Here is a 15744-nt window from a genome sequence, read left to right as displayed (position 1 = left end):
CTTTGCATTTTACGCCCCGTTTTTTCTTGCAAGAAGCCCCGAAAGCTGGTATAATAAAATAGACAGCCTGTTGTCACAAAGGAGAATACCTATGTATTGTGTAAGCTACGGCTCCGCCTTTGCCGGCGGGAGCCTTACCGTGCCCCCCAGCAAGTCCGCCGCCATACGGGCGCTGCTTTGCGGGGCCCTTTCCCGCTGCACAAGCGGCAGGGAATGCGTTATTGAGAACCTGTACCCAAGCGAGGACATCACGGCCACGGAGCGGGCCGCGGGTATCCTCTGTGCCGGCGGCGGTGGAGAGGTGGACTGCGGCGAATCCGGCTCGCTTCTGCGCTTTATAATACCCATCGCCGCCGCCCTTGGGGGCCGCTGGCGCTTCACGGGCCGGGGGCGGCTGCCCCAGCGGCCCCTCGGGGTGTACGCGGAGCTTCTTCCCGCCCACGGCGTGGCGTTCAAAAACGGGACCGGGGGCCTTGGCCTGCCCCTTGAGATAGAGGGCAGGCTTGCTCCGGGGCGCTTCTGTCTGCCGGGAAATATCAGTTCCCAGTTTGTAACAGGCCTTTTGATGGCCCTGCCCCTTTTAGAGGGGGACAGCGAACTGGTACTGACCTCGCCCCTGGAGTCCATAGGGTACGTGGACATGACCCTGGAGGTGCTTCGGGACTTCGGCGTAAGAGTTGACCCAATAGCGGGCGGCTGGCACGTGCCCGGCGGGCAGAGGTATGAAAGGCCCGGCTATCGGGTGGAGGGCGACTGGTCCCAGGCGGCGTTTTTCCTTAATATGGCGGCGCTGTCTCCCATAGGGGCAGTAGTGCGCCTAAGAGGCCTGCGCCCTGACTCTCTACAAGGGGACCGGGCCTGTGTAGAGGTATTCGGCCGCTTTGGCCTGGATATCGGCTGGGAGGGAGAGGAGCTTGTGGCACGGAATAAAAGCGCCCGGGAGCCCTTCGGCGGCCTTGTGGGGCAGGAGCTGGACGTATCGAACATCACCGACATGGTCCCGGCGGCGGCGGTATGCGCGGCCCTCTGCCGGGGGGAGACCCGCTTTGAGAACGGGGGCCGGCTGCGGCTTAAGGAGAGCGACAGGCTTTCCGCCATGTGCCGGGCCATAAACGCCCTTGGAGGACAGGCCGCCGAGGAGGGCGATACTCTTGTGATACGCGGGGTGGAGCGCCTTGAGGGAGGCAGGGCCCAGGGCTGCAACGACCATCGGGTGGTGATGGCCCTGGCCGGGGCGGGACTCCGCAGTAAAGCGCCGGTAGAGGTCACGGAGGCCTACAGCATCAACAAGACCTATCCCACATTTTTTGAGGAATACAGAAGGTTAGGAGGTATTGCCAATGTCCTCCAGCTGGGGTAACAGTATCAGGATATCCATCTTCGGCGGCAGCCATACGGCGGCCATCGGCGTGAATATAGAGGGCCTGCCTGCCGGGGAGAGGATAACCTGGCCGGAGATTTTAAAGCAGATGTCCCGCCGGGCCCCGGGCCGGGACAAGACCGCCACCACCCGAAAGGAGAGCGATGAACCCCGGGTTCTCTGCGGCCTTCTGGACGGTGTGACCACCGGCGCGCCCCTCTGCGCCGTTATAGAGAACAGCAACCAGCGCTCAAAGGACTACAGCCAGTTAAAGGTCCTGCCCCGGCCCGGCCACGCGGACTATACCGCCGAAGTGAAGTATGGCGGCCATCAGGACGTGCGGGGGGGAGGACACTTCTCCGGGCGGCTCACGGCGCCCTTGGTGTTCGCGGGGGCCGTGGCCCGGCAGATACTTCGGCGGCGTGGGATAGAGATAGGCTCCCATGTGCTGAAAATAGCCGGGGCGGAAATAGGCGACCGGTCCTTTGACCCTGTGGGAGTGTCCCCGGAGCTTCTGGACAGGCTATCAAATGAATATTTCCCGGTGATAGACCCGGCGGCTAAGGAGAGTATGCGCCAATCTATTGAAGGGGCGCGGCTCAGCCAGGACAGCGTGGGGGGCACAGTGGAGTGCGCCGTGCTGGGTATGCCGGTGGGGGCGGGGGACCCCATCTTTGACGGCGTGGAGAACCGCATAGCCTCTATAATTTTCGGCATACCGGCGGTAAAGGGGATCGAGTTCGGCGCGGGCTTTTCCGTGGCGGATATGCGCGGCAGCGAAAACAACGACCCCATATATATGGAAAACGACGGCTCCATAAGGACCCGCACCAACAATTCCGGCGGGATTCTGGGGGGGATCGCAAACGGTATGCCCATAATATTCCGGGCGGCCTTAAAGCCCACCCCCTCCATAAGCCGGGAGCAGGACACAGTGAACCTGGCGGACAGGACCAACGCCAAGCTGACGGTTACGGGCCGCCACGACCCCTGCGTGGTCCCCAGAGCCGCCCCGGCGGTGGAGGCGGCGGCAGCCGTGGCGGTTTTGGACCTTTTGGCCCAGAGCCGTATGCTATAGGGAGGAGCAAAGCATGGAGGAACAGGAATTTCAAGAAAAGCTGGCGGTAGAGCGCCGGGAGATAGACCGCATCGACAGGGAGCTTCTGCCCCTGTTTTTAGAGCGCATGGGCTGTGTGGAGCGGGTAGGAGAGCTAAAGCGGCAGGCCGGAAAGCCCGTGCGAAACGCCGCCCGGGAGCAGGAGATAATCGACAGGGTCAGCCGGCAGGCCGGGGAGATGGGCCAGAGCGCCGCAGAATTTTACCGGGCCATAATGGCCATAAGCCGAGACAGGGAACACAACCTCATGGGCGGCGACCCGGACCTTTTGGAGCTGGAGCAAAGGGCGAACCGAGAGCTTCAGAGCCCCGGGAAAGTGGTCTGCCAGGGGGTGCGGGGGGCCTATTCCCATCAGGCGGCAGAGAGGCTGTTCCCTGGAGCGGAGATCGGGTTCGTGCCGGAGTTTCACGAGGTGTTCCGTGAGGTTTCAGAGGGCGCGCTGGGGGTGGTGCCGGTGGAGAATTCCGCCGCGGGCTCGGTGACGGCCGTGTACGACCTGATACTGAAGTACCGCTTCTACATTGTGGGCGCCGTTGATATACGGGTGGAGCACTGCCTTGCCGCCGCAGCCCCGGGGGAGATTACAAGGGTGCTGTCCCATCCCCAGGCCCTGGCCCAGTGCTCAGAGCTCCTCTCCAGGGAGGGCTATGAAACGGAGGACTACAGCAACACCGCCGCCGCGGCCAAGGCCGTTGCGGAGAGCCGGGAGCCGGGGCTGGGCGTGATATGCTCCGAGGACGCCGCAAGGCGCTATGGACTTACAATACTCCGGCGGGGCGTTCAAAATGTGCGCAACAATACCACCAGGTTCGTGGCCGTGTCCAGGGAGGCCGTGCTGCCCGTGGACGCCAGCAAGATAAGCCTCTGTTTCTCCCTGCCCCACACCACCGGCTCCCTGCACAGCGTACTGCGGAGGTTCGCGGGCTCAGGGCTGAATCTTACGAAGATAGAGTCGCGGCCCCTCCCCGGGCGCTCCTTCGAATATGATTTTTACCTGGATTTTACCGGCTGTATTCACGACCCCTCTACCCTAAACCTTATCTGCGCCCTAAAAGCGGAGCTGCCCAGGTTCTCGTTTTTGGGCAATTACAGCGAGCTTTCCACAGAGGAGGAAATCTGAATGAACATAGAGCTAAAGCCGGTTAATACCCCGGAGGAGATAGGCCTCCTCTGCCGTCTGGCAAAGGAGGCCTGGGAGCAGGCCTATAGTGAGCTGCTGGGCCTGAAGCAGGTGGAGTATATGGTGGAAAAGTTCCTGTCGCCGCCGGCGGTCAGGGAGCAGATGGACAAGGAGGGCTATATATACTATATGATATACGGCGAGGGCGAGCCCGGCGGCTTTACCGGCTTTGCGCCGGGTTACGGTGGACGGGACGAGCTGTTTTTAAGCAAGCTCTATCTGCTCCCACATATGAAGGGCACAGGCGCCGCCCGGGCGGCCTTTAAGCTCATAGAGCACGAGGCCCGCAGCCGCAGCCTTTCCCGCATACGCCTGACGGTGAACAAGGGAAATACCCACGCCAAGGAGGTATACGAGCACTGGGGCTTTGAGACCGTCGAGAGCACTGTGACGGACATCGGCGGCGGGTTTGTGATGGACGATTACGTTATGGAAAGGAGAGTCCGCAATGCTTGAGCTTGCTCCGTTTATTGAAGCGGCTACCCCCCTGCGGGCTTTGGGGGTGGTTGTCAGCCAGAACGGGCGGGAGACCGCCCGCCACACCTGGGAGGGGGCCTGCCGCCGGAATATCTACTCCGCCAGCAAGAGCTTTACCTCCGCCGCGGTGGGCATAGCCATAAAGGAGGGGCTGCTCTCTCTGGAGGAGCGGCTCGTAGACGCGTTTTCGGAGGAGCTGCCCGTAACCGTTTTGGAGAACCTCAGAAAAGCCACGGTACGGGACCTTCTGACCATGTGCCTGGGCCAGCCGAAGGCTTTCCTCATGGGGGAGGACCGGCCCTATTACCCGGAAAAGAACTGGGTCAGGCTGGCCCTGGCCCAGCCCTTCTCCTATGAGCCCGGCACGAAGTTTGTCTATAACAACGTGGGGCCCTACCTTGCGGGCATACTGGTCCAGCGCCGGGCGGGCTGCGACCTGGTACACTATCTCATGCCCCGGCTCTTTGAGCCCATGGGCCTCCGGCTGCCCACCTGGGAGACGGACCCCCTGGGGAACACCTTCGGCGCGGGCGGGCTTTTCCTCACCATGGACGAGCTGCACAAGTTCGGGCTGCTGTACCTGCAAAAGGGGAATTGGCAGGGCAGGCAGCTTGTGCCGGAGAGCTGGGTTAGAGAGTCCACCAGCAAGCAGGCGGAGAACGGCGGACATGGATACGGCTACCTGTTCTGGGGCGGCGAGCACGGCTCCTTTAGGGCGGACGGCAAGTACGGGCAGTTTTCCATTTTAATGCGAGATAAAAACGCCGTGGTTACTATTGTCGCGGAGAGCCGGGAGGCGGACAAGCTGCTGGCGGCGGTGTTCGAGCATATTTACTGCCGGCTATAGAATAGAACAGCAGAAAAGCCGCCCAAAGGGCGGCTTTTCCGTTTATAGTGGAAGCTTTCTTCTTGTACTCTGAATTACTTCATGCTGTAATATTTCATCAGCATCTGCGCGGCCTCGCCCCTTGAAGCATTGCCCTTGGGGTCAAGCTCGCCGTTGGTCCGGCCGCTTATGATGTCCTTCTCAACAGCCCAGAGCAGGGCCTCCTTGGCGTAGCTGCTAACTTTGTTAGCGTCAGGGAAGTTCAGCGTGGTCATGGTGGGAGCGGGCCTGCCCTCATAGCGCCACAGCAGGCTCACCAGCTGCTCGCGGGTGATGTGGTCGTTGGGACCGGCCTTGCCGTTGGCATAACCGGCCAGGATGCCCTCGTTCGTCGCCCAGATTATCTGCTTGGCGAACCAGTCGCTCTCCTTAACATCGGGGAACTTGGCGGTCCAGGTGACGCTGGGGCTGCCTTCCTTCTTGTAGAGGATCTGGGCAAACTCCGCACGGGTCAGGTTGCTGCGGGGGTTGAACCGGCCGTTCTTGTCGCCGACCATCAGGCCATTCTGGTTGACATACTTCACCGCGTCGAAGAACCAGTCGCTCTCTTTAACGTCTTTAAAGGGGTTCTCCCACACCGGAGGAGTGGGCGGCTCCGGGGTGTCGTCGACCTTCTTGAAGGTGGCGCCGACGGTTACGGAACTGCCGGGCATGGTGAAGGTGTACTTCCCGTTCCCAACGTCAGTTGTAGTCACAGTCTTGCCGTTAGCATCGGTGACGGTCAAGTCCTCTATCTCATAGCCCTCGTCGGGTGTGACGGTAATCGTCACGGTTGAGCCGCTGGCGGCGCTGGTGGGGCTGACGGTTATCCTGCCGCCCTCAACGTCCGCGGGGGTGTTGACTTTGTAGGTGGTGGGGGGAACCACCGGGGGAACGTAAGGGGGCGGCGTGGGTACAGGAGTGGTGTCACCCACATGCAGTCCATCTCCGTCCAATGTGCCCTCTTGTATCTTTGCACCGGCAGGAACCGCCAGGCTCACACACATAACGAGTGTGAGAAGGAAGGCAATCACTCTTTTTTTCATGACTATATTCCTCCTTTTTAGTCAGCGGTAACGCCCGTATAGCTGTTCTCTGCCTCCGTTACATTAACCCAGTCATCGATATCAAAGTCCTCCATTTTGAACTTCTCGTTCAGATTTGTGGTCATACCAACGCCAACAACCTTGACAGCAAGGGTCTGCTGGCACTGGAGAACATACTGTTCGTCCTTTTCGAGCTTTACAACATAGGCAATATTGAAGCTATTTGCCGTGGCCTTCGGGCCGACAGAAATAATATATCTCTGTGTTGCTTCGCTTGTGTTCTTGACCACCAGCACGCCGGACTCGTTATAAACGTCATTCTGATTGATAGTACCATTAACGCCGGTAACTGCTCCGGTCATATCAGCGAGTTTGGTGTATGTGACCTTTGGCATCGCGGCCGCGCCCAGCTCGCCCGGGTCGACAGGAATATCACTCACTTCACTGCTCTTAGCGCCAAATACCTGGGACAGATGATTCAGCGTGACTGTCAGGAAGTAGCCGTTCTCCGCATCGCCGCCCTTTTCGGCAGGCTCCTTTGTTACTTTGCCGTCGTCGCCGATGTGGATCACGGTATCGTAGTCGGAGCTGGGAACCGGCACCTTCACGATAATTTCGCAACTAGCAGGGGCTGTAAACAGCTTGCTCTCCTGCTCCATGGTGACGGTCACAACGTACTTGCCATCAGTGCCCAGGGATTCGAGAGCGTGGGTTACAATAGCTTTAGTGGCCTCATCAGCTGTTAGGTTCTCGGTGTTAACATTTGCGTCCGAGGTAGTCTCGGCCTTAACGGTGGGCTTCAGATCCTTCGCAGCATCAAGAGCCTTTGCCGTAGTCGCGGGAATCGTAGCCTCCGCGCCGCCCTGGCCGACGATCTTCAGGTCGACATTGTTTTTCTCACTGTCGTTAGCTGCATTCGTAAGCGCCTCAACGATTGTCTTGTCGATAGTAACGGTGCCATTGGCGATGGTCCCGACGCTGACGGTGGGAACGTCTTTACTTGCTTCGCCGGTGTCCTCGTGGTTCGTGCTGCTGCCGGTAGCCGCGGCGTTGATAGCGGCGACGAGCTCCTTTGTGGTCTCCTCGCTCAGTGAGCCATCATCTTTGGGCGTTGCGGCGGGCACCACGATCTCCACGCCTTCCAGGTCAACATTGAACTTGACCGCTACAGATTGTTCACCCTTAGTATAGGTCACCACAACAGGACGCTGGCGGGGGTTTGCCACCGCGGTATCGCCCACATTGTAGTAGCCGTTAAGAGTCTTCGCACCTTCCTCGCCATCAAAGTCTTCGGCTGTAATATTTCTTTCGGTCTCCTCATCCCTCTTATACTTGGTGATGGTCCAGCCATCCACAACAGCAGGGAACTTCACGCCGACCCAGTAGCCCATGGTCTCAGGGGCATCGGCGTTCTGGTGGCCCATGAGGTTCTTGGCCGCGACCTCTACATTGATATCGCCGTATGTCGCAAGGTCAGAGGCTGTGGCAGTTACAGTGTAAGTGCCTTCGGTGTACAGCGCATCGTCAGCAATAGCGTTCCCTTTTATTGTCTCGTCATCAGATTCATTCCTTGTGTCGTGCAGGGGGGCGCCGTTAGGGTCGACTCTCATCTTCTCCAGGATAGCGCGGATTAGCGCCGCGTTGGGATTAGAAGCAGCCTCATACTCTAAGGGTACCACAATCGGCATGGTACTCCACGATATCAATCTCTCTGCCCGCTACGCCGACTGGCTTTTTGCCATGCGCAAGGGGAAACTGCTGGCCCAGGGAGAGCCTGCGGATATTCTCACCCCGGAGTTAATAAAAGAAGTCTACGGGCTGGACTGCGTGGTAATGGAAGATCCTGTCTCCTGCACGCCTTATGTTGTGCCAAAAGGCAGGTACCATATGAATACTGCCCTGGTGCGGGCCGGATAAGGTTCCAAAAGAAGATAAGACTGTACAAGCGAAAACGACTTGCTTGTACAGTCTCTTTTTATCCCTCCAACTCCGCCTTCCACTTTCGAAAGCTCTCCTCGCTGATGGCGTGCTCGATCTTGCAGGCATCCTCCTCAGCCAGCTTCTCATCCACCCCGGCGGCGATAAGCTGGCGGGTGAAAAACTGGTGCCGCTCATAAATCTGCTCTGCCACCTCCCGGCCCAGGCCGGTCAAGAGCAGGGAACCGTTTCCGTCAACCTCCAAGAACCCGCCCTTTTTCAGCAGCCCTACCGCGTTGCTAATGCTGGGTTTGCTAAAATTCATGTGTCGGGCCAGATCAACTGAGCGCACCGCGCCCATTTTACGCTGCAAAACCAAAATTGCCTCCAGATAGTCCTCGCCGGACGCGTATAATACCATAATTGTCCTCCCTTTAGGTGCGTACCTTGGTATGGTCGCGGAACAGATGATAATAGATTGTAAAAGCCAGTGATGTGACCGCCCAGGAAACCGGGTAGACTGCCAAGATTGCCAGCAGTTGGTGATTGTGCGGCACAAGCCATATCCACAGGACACGGGTAGCGCAGGTGCCAAGCAGAGTGATCACCATGGGCCGCAGGCTCTCCCCCTGTCCCCGAATCGCCCCGGCAAAGACCTCGCCGAACACATATAGGAAGTAGAGCGGGGCCATCAGCCTCATAAGCCTGCCGGTGACGCCGGCAATGGGCGCGTCCGCCGGGTTGAGAATAAGGTGGCCCAGCGGCTCGCTCCACAAAAATAAGATAGCGCTGATAAAAATAATGACAGCGAGGGTCATGCCAAGGCCGATCCGCACTCCCTTCTGGCAGCGCTCTCCCTGGCCTGCGCCGTAATTTTGCGCCACAAAGGTGGCGACCGCCGCCGCGAAGGAGTCCGCCGCCAGCCAGATGAGAAAATCCAGCTTGCCGCACAGGGCCCAGGCTACGATATTATCCGTGCCGGTCTGGTTCACCGCTGCCTGCACGGTCATGTTGGAGATGGGGTACAACACGGACTGCAAAGCCATAGGCAGACCGATGGTGAATATTTTCCCCAGCACTGCCCTGTCAAAGCGGAGCCGCCCGAGGGACAGCCGGTAAGCCGCCTGCCGCCTTACCAATACCACCAGCGCCAGTGCCGCGCTCAGCCCCTGGGCCAGGACTGTGGCCAAAGCCGCGCCGGGAGCGCTCATGCCCCATGCCGCCACGAACAACAGGTCAAGGCCCACATTCGCCGCGCCGGAGACTGCCAAAATGCAGAACGGTGTCCGGGAATCCCCCACCGCCCGCAAAATTCCGGCGCAGATATTGTAGACCATGGATACGGCCAGCCCGGCAAAATAAATCTGTACATACCCCAGCGCCAAAGGATACACGTCGTTCGGTACGCTCATCAGGCGCAAGCCCAAAGGCGCTGCCGCCACGCATACCGCCGACAGCACCAGTCCTCCTGCCATAGCGAACTGCCCCAATATCACAGCGTCCACCGTGGCGTAAAGCTGCTGAAAAAGCCCACCTGCCAGGACGGGCAGAAAATACAGCAGAGGCAATTTCCAGATAGAGCCGGTGGTGAAATCAATGGCGCTGGCCCTCTTTTTCATGTTGGCCTCCTTTTTGTTAGTTTATGCTAACCTTCGGGCGTGAAAGATTCACTGTGGAGCATGAAGCCCATGTGAAAGGTGCGCATGACCTAGTAAAACACCCATTTCCCATTGCGCCCTCCGCCGCTTCATAGATGGACAGCCAGATCATCCCCGCCACAAGGCAGACGTGGAGGGAATTACCGGTCAGCCCGCCGATACTGGGTGTGCGTTTCACCATCTGACGGTAAATCGTCTTGGCTCTCCTTTTCAGCGCAGGAGCGTCCCAGCCCTGCAAACTACTGAGAGAGGCCGGGGCGAGGATATGCCACATCAACCCTTCACAATAAGTGTATTTCGTGATTACCCTTCCTATTTTCCATATGAGAGGTAAAGCGCTTGCCAATCGGGCATAGCCTTTCGCAGGGCGTCCCAGTTTGGCATGGGAAAGTCCGGCCGCTGCTCCCGCAAAGCGGCAAAGGCTTTCTCCAGCGCCTCCAGCTCCGCGACCGCGCTGCGGCAGTGATCAGTAGCAGCCAGTTCCCCAATAGCTGTCTTGGCCATGATCTGTAGCACGGCATAGGAAAGCCCCCCTTGGAAACCGTAGAGCTTCTCTATTGTGTTCTCCGGCAAAATGGGGTACCCCAAAGCTTTCAGCAGTTCATACCCCTCCCGGACTGCCCGAAGCCCTGTTTTGATCTGCCGCTCTGTGGCCCGCTTCAAATTACAGTTCAAGGCATAGCTTAAGTAGACGATGGGCAGGATGAAAGCCAGATGGCACTTGTACCAGGCGTCCATGTCCGCGGCCCAGGTGAGCCTGTATTTCGTCCCGGCAAACGCCGACCTGAGCCTCCGCTTTTCCACCAGGGACAGCTCTTTATGCAGTCCGCCCACCGTCATTCCCGCCTCCCCGAACCGAACACAGACCACTCGTTCCGCCTCCCGCCGTCCGCCGGTGCCCTGAAATCCAAACAGCACTCTCTGAGGCGCGGCGGAACAATTTCGGATATGCCGCTCCATCTCTCCGGCGGACATATTATTGCCCACCAGCACCACGATAGAACTGTCCACCCGGCCCAAATCGTCCAGGACCGCCGCCATCTGCTGATACTGCATGACGACGAAAACCAAGTCGTAGTGTTCTCTGTCCAGCGCTCCAATTACGCGGGGACGGTCGCGGGTAACCTTCTTTTGCAGGTGATGGTAAATGGTCAGGCCGCTTTGCTCCAGTGTCTCCCGCCAGCCTCCACGGGCCAGCAGAGTCACATCATTTCCCGCCGCGCACAGTACATGGGTCAGATAGCTGCCTATGACCCCGGCCCCATAGATCAAGATTTTCATGCTTCCCCTCATATTCTCTCAAGTTTGTTAGCCGTCGCTAACATGGAGTTCAAGAAATAGCGCACGCCAATTAGCGTGCGCTAACTCACTTATATTTTACTATGCCGAACAATTTTTGTCAATGACAATTTTTCTATTCCAGCGTCCAATTCTGACTCTCCGTTTGCAGCTTCACCATCCGGGCAAAAGCCCCGTTCTTCTTCATCAGCTCCTCCGGGCTCCCCATCTCAGCCACCGTGCCGCCGGACAGCACCACGATCTTATCGGCGTTCTCCACCGTCCTCATGCGATGGGCAATGATCAGCACCGTCTTTCGCTCCACCAGCCGGGAGATAGCCTGCTGGATCTCCGTCTCGTTCTCCGCGTCCAGGGAGGCGGTAGCCTCATCCAGCAGGATGATGGGCGCGTCCTTCAAAAGCGCCCGGGCGATGGAAATGCGCTGCCGTTCGCCCCCGGAGAGACTGGAGCCGTTTTCCCCAATCATGGTCTGATACCCTTGGGGGAGCTTGGCAATAAAGTCCTCGCACATAGCCTCCTGTGCCGCCCGCATGACCTCCGCGTCTGTTGCGTCCTTCCGGCCAATGCGGATATTCTCCAGGATCGTGTTGTTGAACAGGGTCACGTCCTGGAACACGATGGAGTAGGCGGTCAGGAGCTTTTCGGGGTCAACCCGGCTCACATCCACACCGCCGACGGTGATCTTGCCCCGGTCAATATCCCAAAACCGCGCCGCCAGCTTTGCGGCGGTGGACTTGCCGCCCCCGGAGGGGCCGATCAGGGCCGTGACCTCGCCCTGCCTGGCGGTAAAGGAGACGTCTTTCAGCACTGTCTCGCCAGTGTTGTAAGCAAAACCCACGTGGTCAAATTTGATGTCATAGCCTTTGGGGACAAAGGCCGCTTCGCCGCTCTGAGAGGGAGTTTCGTTGATCTCGTTCATGCGGTCGATGTTCACTTGCAGGGAGTTCATAGCCGCCAGATTTTGCAGGGAGAAATTCATGGGCTCATAAATGCGGGAGACCACCAGCAGGAACAGGAAGAAGGTCACCAGGGACAGCTCGCCGCTCATCAGGCGCATACTGCCTACCAGCGCCACCGAGACGATTCCCAGCTTGAGAATCATTTGTGCCGGGACCACAAACATGGCCGAACCCAATTCGCTTTTGATGTGCCGTACCTCCAGTACGTCGATTTTCCGGCCCAGGCCGTCCAGGTATTTTCCCTCGGCTTTACAGCTTTTCAAGTCGCGGAGGGTTTCCAAGCACTCCTGCACTCCCTCTGCCACGGCAAGGTTTGCGGCGGTCTGCTTGCGTGTAAAATGGTTTTGCGCTTTCTTGGAGAAACCTACAATTACCAGCGCCACCGGCAGTACCCAAAGGGCCGCAAGGGCCATCTGCCAGTCGTAGAACAGCAGGCTGACGGCCACCAGGCAGGTGGAAATCACCGAACCGTAGAACTGTGGCACATAGTGTGAGAACATCTGCTCCGTTACCTGCACATCCCCCATAATGGTGTTTGTCAGGTCGGACAGGTCTTTCTTTCCGAAGAAAGAGAGCGGAAGCTGCCGCAGCTTCTCCGCCAGCCGGAGGCGGCAGGCCCCGGATTCCCGGTAAGTAGAGAAGTAGGTGGCGTTGTATTTCCAGAACTCGGTGAGCCAGACCAGCACCAGAGCCCCGGCAATCCCCAGAACGTAAAGCATATATTGAGGCTGATTATGGTTCAGAAAACTGCTCACCAGCATATACAGCAGCCCCACCGGGAACATCAGTGCCAAGTCAGCCACGGCGCAGGCGGCGGTAGCTTTTACCAGCCCCTTCGCGCCCTCCCGGGAGAGGGCGAAACGTTTCATCAGTCGTTCAACCATGATTTACACCTACCTTCCAGTTTATTGAGGTCTGATAATCCCGCCACATCCTGGCGTAAAGCCCATCGTTTGCCAGGAGAGCGTCATGGGTTCCGCTCTCCTCCACCCGGCCGTCTCTCAGCGCAAAGACGCGGTCTGCGTTCCTAATCGTGGTCAGCCGGTGGGCGATCATGATGACGGGTTTGCCCCTGGAGAGCCGCTCAAAGGCTTTCTGCACCAGCGCCTCGTTTTCCGGGTCCGCAAAGGCGGTGGCCTCGTCCAGAATAAGGAAGGGCGCGTTTTTCAGCATGACCCGGGCGATGGCAATCCGCTGCTGTTCGCCGCCGGAGAGGTACACGCCCTTGGTACCAATCACCGTGTCAATACTTTGGGGCAGTTTGGCTATGATGTCGTCACATTGCGCCTCGTGGAGTACCCGCTCTACCTCCTGCCGGGTGGCGTTGGGCTTAGACAGCCGCACATTTTCCAGAATGGAAGTTTTGAGCAATTTACTGTCTTGAAACACATAGGCCACGGTGTCCATCAGAACATCTTTTGAAATGTCCTTTACATTGACGCCGCCAATCTGGATGGCCCCGCCGGTTACATCCCAAAACCGGGAGATAAGCCCCGCCACCGTGGTCTTGCCGCCGCCGGACGGTCCTACCAAGGCCACCGTTTCACCAGCCTCAACTTTGATAGATATATTCCTGATTGCATCCTCTGCACTGCCACTGTAACGGAAAGTCACGTTTTCCAGGGTAACAGAATTGTCTGCCGGTCGTTTACTGGCATGGGGGTCGGGCAGCGGCTCCACGTCCAAAATGGAGTGAATGCGGCCCAGCGCGTCGGCCACGATCATGCCGTTCTCGCTCATATACATGACCTTGGACATGGCGGTGGCGATAATTGGCGTGAAAATCACGTAGAAGATAAAATTCAAGAGTATCGGCTGCGCCACCGGCCCGCTGCCTGTCAGAATCAGCGCCAGCGCAATCAGGAACGCGAAGGCGCTGTTGATGAACACCGTGTACATCAGCATGGGGCCCCGGCACTTCTTGCAGTAGGCGATGCAGTATTTGTAGTAATTGTCGATGGTGCCCTTGAACCGGGCGAAGGAGTGGACGGTCTGCCCGAAAGTCTTGACCACCGGCACGCCCCTCACATACTCCACTGCCTCGTTGTTCATGTCCGCCAGGGCGTTTTGGTACTCCTTGATGTCCTTTGCCATCTGTGGGCCCACCATCTTGAACATGGCTGCAAAGCCTAAAACGATAGGCAAAAGGCTTACAAGCCCGAACCGCCAGTCGAACAGGAACAGCAGGATTACCATGCAGATTGGGGTGGTGACCGCCGCTGACATATCCGGGAGCTGGTGGGCCAGATAGGTCTCGGTGGCGGCGCTGCTGTCATTGACGATGCGGCGTATTTTGCCGCTGCCCATCTCGCCGATGAAGCCCAGGGGCAGCTTTGCGATATGGTCCATCAGCGCCTTGCGGATGTTCCCGGCGATGCGGAAAGCCGACAGGTGGGAGCTCATCAGGGCGCAGACGTAGACCACAATGGACAGCAGGGCGAAGCCCACCGCCAGCCAGCCGTTATGGACAACGTGTCCGGCCCGGGGAAAATCCGGGGCCACCGCAAGGACCTCTTGGGTAATTCGGAACAGAAACACGAAGGGGAACAGGGCCAGCACCGCGCTGGCGGCGGACAGCAGCAGGGACAGGTAGGTCAGAAACCTGTGCCGCCCCGCATAGTGCATGAGTTCCTTTAGGTTGCTTTCTTTCTTCAAGTTGATACCTCCTTAGATGATTAGTTGCAGCTAACTATATGGCAAAAATAATAGGACATAGTTACCGTGCTAACTATTCTGTCCCATTATTTTTATCCAACCAGCAGTATAAAACTCCCTCAGCCTGGTGACAAACCTGACCGCCCGCTCCTTTGGCATATCATGCCGCAAAACCTCAAACATTCCCTCGAACATCCCGCTGGCGATCATATGGCACAGCTCCCGGTCCAGTTCGGGGACAGTATGCCCCAGGTCCCTCAGTACGTCGATATATCTGAAAGTGTATTCCACCTCGATGTCCACCATATTATGAATAAAGTGCTCATAGGGGGTGCCGCTGCTACAACAGATCAGCAGCTTGAACGCCTCCCAGTGGCTGTACATATAGTCGATCATCCAGTCGACGCAGTCCCCGGATTCCTGCCCCATATGGGCGGGCTGCTCCTCCTTGGGGAGCTGGGCAAAGTCCGTCTGGGCTGTCATGAACCGGCCCATGACAGCCGCTGCGCAGGGCTCCACCAGGGCGGCGAACAGGGCCTCCTTGCTGGAGTAGTAGCCGTAAAAGGCCCCGGTGGTCACTCCAGCGGACTTGACGATATTCCGCAGGGAGGCTCCCTGGAAGCCTTTTTCCAAGAACTCTGCGGTGGCGGTCTGGTGGATCTTTTCGAGAGTGGGGTTGTCGCTCACATTAGCCCTCCTATAACAACGCTATATAACAGTGTTATTATACCGCAATCGAGCAGCCCTGTCAAGTGCAAATGACAAAACTGCCGCAAAGCGGTTGAATGATTTAGAAAGATCCATTGCTAAATTCCGCTTCTTGATGTATACTTGAATAGATAAGATGGAGGTGCGTTAAGTGGATTACAGTCTATCAGAAACTTTAAAAGTCGAAATAATAGATTTGGCTCTCCAATGCAAATTGGACAAGGTAATCCTTTTCGGCTCCCGGGCAAGGGGCGACAACCGGGAGCGTAGTGATATCGACCTTGCCATACAAGGAGAAAGCCTTAAATACCACCTTGCCAGATTCATCCATCATGGAAGCGACATGGTTATTTTTACCAATATCAATGCCAACAAAAAAACATACAGTCACCTCAGAAGAAGAATTTTGGATTGGGAGACCACTCAGATAATAGGCGCCACTACCTTGTGCTAAATACGGAGAGAAGCCATAAGGCAACCAACATCCAACTCATACGCGGAAA

General features: G+C 57.8%; 14 protein-coding genes and 1 pseudogene. 7 read left to right on the top strand and 8 right to left on the bottom strand.

The window, feature by feature from the left end:
* The first annotated feature begins 91 nt into the window (after positions 1-91).
* Genes ADH66_RS17305 through ADH66_RS17285 form a run of 5 tightly spaced genes read left to right on the top strand, consistent with a single transcriptional unit; the run spans position 92 to position 4981 of the window.
* Entirely contained in the window at positions 92-1360 is a 1269-nt protein-coding gene (locus tag ADH66_RS17305) for a 3-phosphoshikimate 1-carboxyvinyltransferase (protein ID WP_066538258.1), read from the top strand.
* Positions 1341-2438 carry a chorismate synthase gene (gene aroC, locus ADH66_RS17300; RefSeq protein WP_066538261.1) on the top strand — a complete coding sequence of 366 codons (1098 nt, stop codon included), beginning with the start codon at positions 1341-1343 and terminating at the stop codon, positions 2436-2438. Before ADH66_RS17305 ends, aroC begins: the two co-directional genes overlap by 20 nt.
* Before the next feature lie 13 nt (positions 2439-2451).
* Positions 2452-3597, top strand: coding sequence for a bifunctional chorismate mutase/prephenate dehydratase (locus ADH66_RS17295; RefSeq protein WP_236757109.1), 1146 nt, complete (start codon positions 2452-2454; stop codon positions 3595-3597).
* On the top strand, positions 3598-4113 hold the full coding sequence (locus tag ADH66_RS17290; RefSeq protein WP_066538264.1) for a GNAT family N-acetyltransferase: 516 nt from the start codon (positions 3598-3600) through the stop codon (positions 4111-4113). It begins immediately after the preceding gene.
* Complete coding sequence (locus ADH66_RS17285) at positions 4106-4981, top strand: serine hydrolase domain-containing protein (RefSeq protein WP_066538266.1); 876 nt, start codon at positions 4106-4108, stop codon at positions 4979-4981. The genes ADH66_RS17290 and ADH66_RS17285 overlap by 8 nt, the downstream gene beginning before the upstream one ends.
* A 74-nt stretch (positions 4982-5055) precedes the next feature.
* On the opposite strand, the gene ADH66_RS17280 is transcribed toward ADH66_RS17285, so the two are convergent.
* On the bottom strand, positions 5056-6045 hold the full coding sequence (locus tag ADH66_RS17280) for an S-layer homology domain-containing protein (RefSeq protein ID WP_084384391.1): 990 nt from the start codon (positions 6043-6045) through the stop codon (positions 5056-5058).
* Positions 6046-6062: 17 nt separating this feature from the next.
* Complete coding sequence (locus ADH66_RS17275) at positions 6063-7733, bottom strand: hypothetical protein (protein ID WP_066538268.1); 1671 nt, start codon at positions 7731-7733, stop codon at positions 6063-6065.
* Here ADH66_RS17275 and ADH66_RS17270 point away from each other — a divergent pair.
* Positions 7714-7962 (top strand): annotated as a pseudogene (locus ADH66_RS17270) (ABC transporter ATP-binding protein); the annotation flags it as partial. The gene ADH66_RS17275 and the pseudogene ADH66_RS17270 sit on opposite strands and share 20 nt — an antisense overlap.
* 58 nt (positions 7963-8020) lie before the next feature.
* On the opposite strand, the gene ADH66_RS17265 reads toward ADH66_RS17270, so the two are convergent.
* From ADH66_RS17265 to ADH66_RS17235, 6 genes are all read right to left on the bottom strand, one after another.
* The gene (locus tag ADH66_RS17265) at positions 8021-8383 is read right to left on the bottom strand and encodes a metal-dependent transcriptional regulator (RefSeq protein WP_066538272.1); all 363 of its coding nucleotides are present in this window, start codon (positions 8381-8383) and stop codon (positions 8021-8023) included.
* Between the two features lie 13 nt (positions 8384-8396).
* Positions 8397-9581: an MATE family efflux transporter gene (locus ADH66_RS17260; RefSeq protein ID WP_066538275.1), complete on the bottom strand. Its 1185-nt coding sequence runs from the start codon at positions 9579-9581 to the stop codon at positions 8397-8399.
* A 351-nt stretch (positions 9582-9932) separates the two neighbouring features.
* Positions 9933-10901, bottom strand: coding sequence for a ketopantoate reductase family protein (locus tag ADH66_RS17250; RefSeq protein ID WP_066538278.1), 969 nt, complete (start codon positions 10899-10901; stop codon positions 9933-9935).
* A 133-nt stretch (positions 10902-11034) separates the two neighbouring features.
* The gene (locus ADH66_RS17245; protein ID WP_066538281.1) at positions 11035-12762 is read right to left on the bottom strand and encodes an ABC transporter ATP-binding protein; all 1728 of its coding nucleotides are present in this window, start codon (positions 12760-12762) and stop codon (positions 11035-11037) included.
* Positions 12755-14533, bottom strand: coding sequence for an ABC transporter ATP-binding protein (locus tag ADH66_RS17240; protein ID WP_066538284.1), 1779 nt, complete (start codon positions 14531-14533; stop codon positions 12755-12757). The genes ADH66_RS17245 and ADH66_RS17240 overlap by 8 nt, the downstream gene beginning before the upstream one ends.
* Positions 14534-14602: 69 nt before the next feature.
* The gene (locus tag ADH66_RS17235; protein WP_066538287.1) at positions 14603-15220 is read right to left on the bottom strand and encodes a TetR/AcrR family transcriptional regulator; all 618 of its coding nucleotides are present in this window, start codon (positions 15218-15220) and stop codon (positions 14603-14605) included.
* A 172-nt stretch (positions 15221-15392) separates the two neighbouring features.
* Between ADH66_RS17235 and ADH66_RS17230 the strand changes: the two genes are divergently transcribed.
* Positions 15393-15695, top strand: coding sequence for a nucleotidyltransferase family protein (locus ADH66_RS17230; protein WP_066538290.1), 303 nt, complete (start codon positions 15393-15395; stop codon positions 15693-15695).
* Positions 15696-15744: the final 49 nt, after the last annotated feature.

The sequence above is a fragment of the Acutalibacter muris genome, from assembly GCF_002201475.1.
Lineage (GTDB): Bacteria > Bacillota > Clostridia > Oscillospirales > Acutalibacteraceae > Acutalibacter > Acutalibacter muris.
Note: the sequence above shows the minus strand (reverse complement) of the source record. Positions and strands in the feature narration are given on the sequence as shown.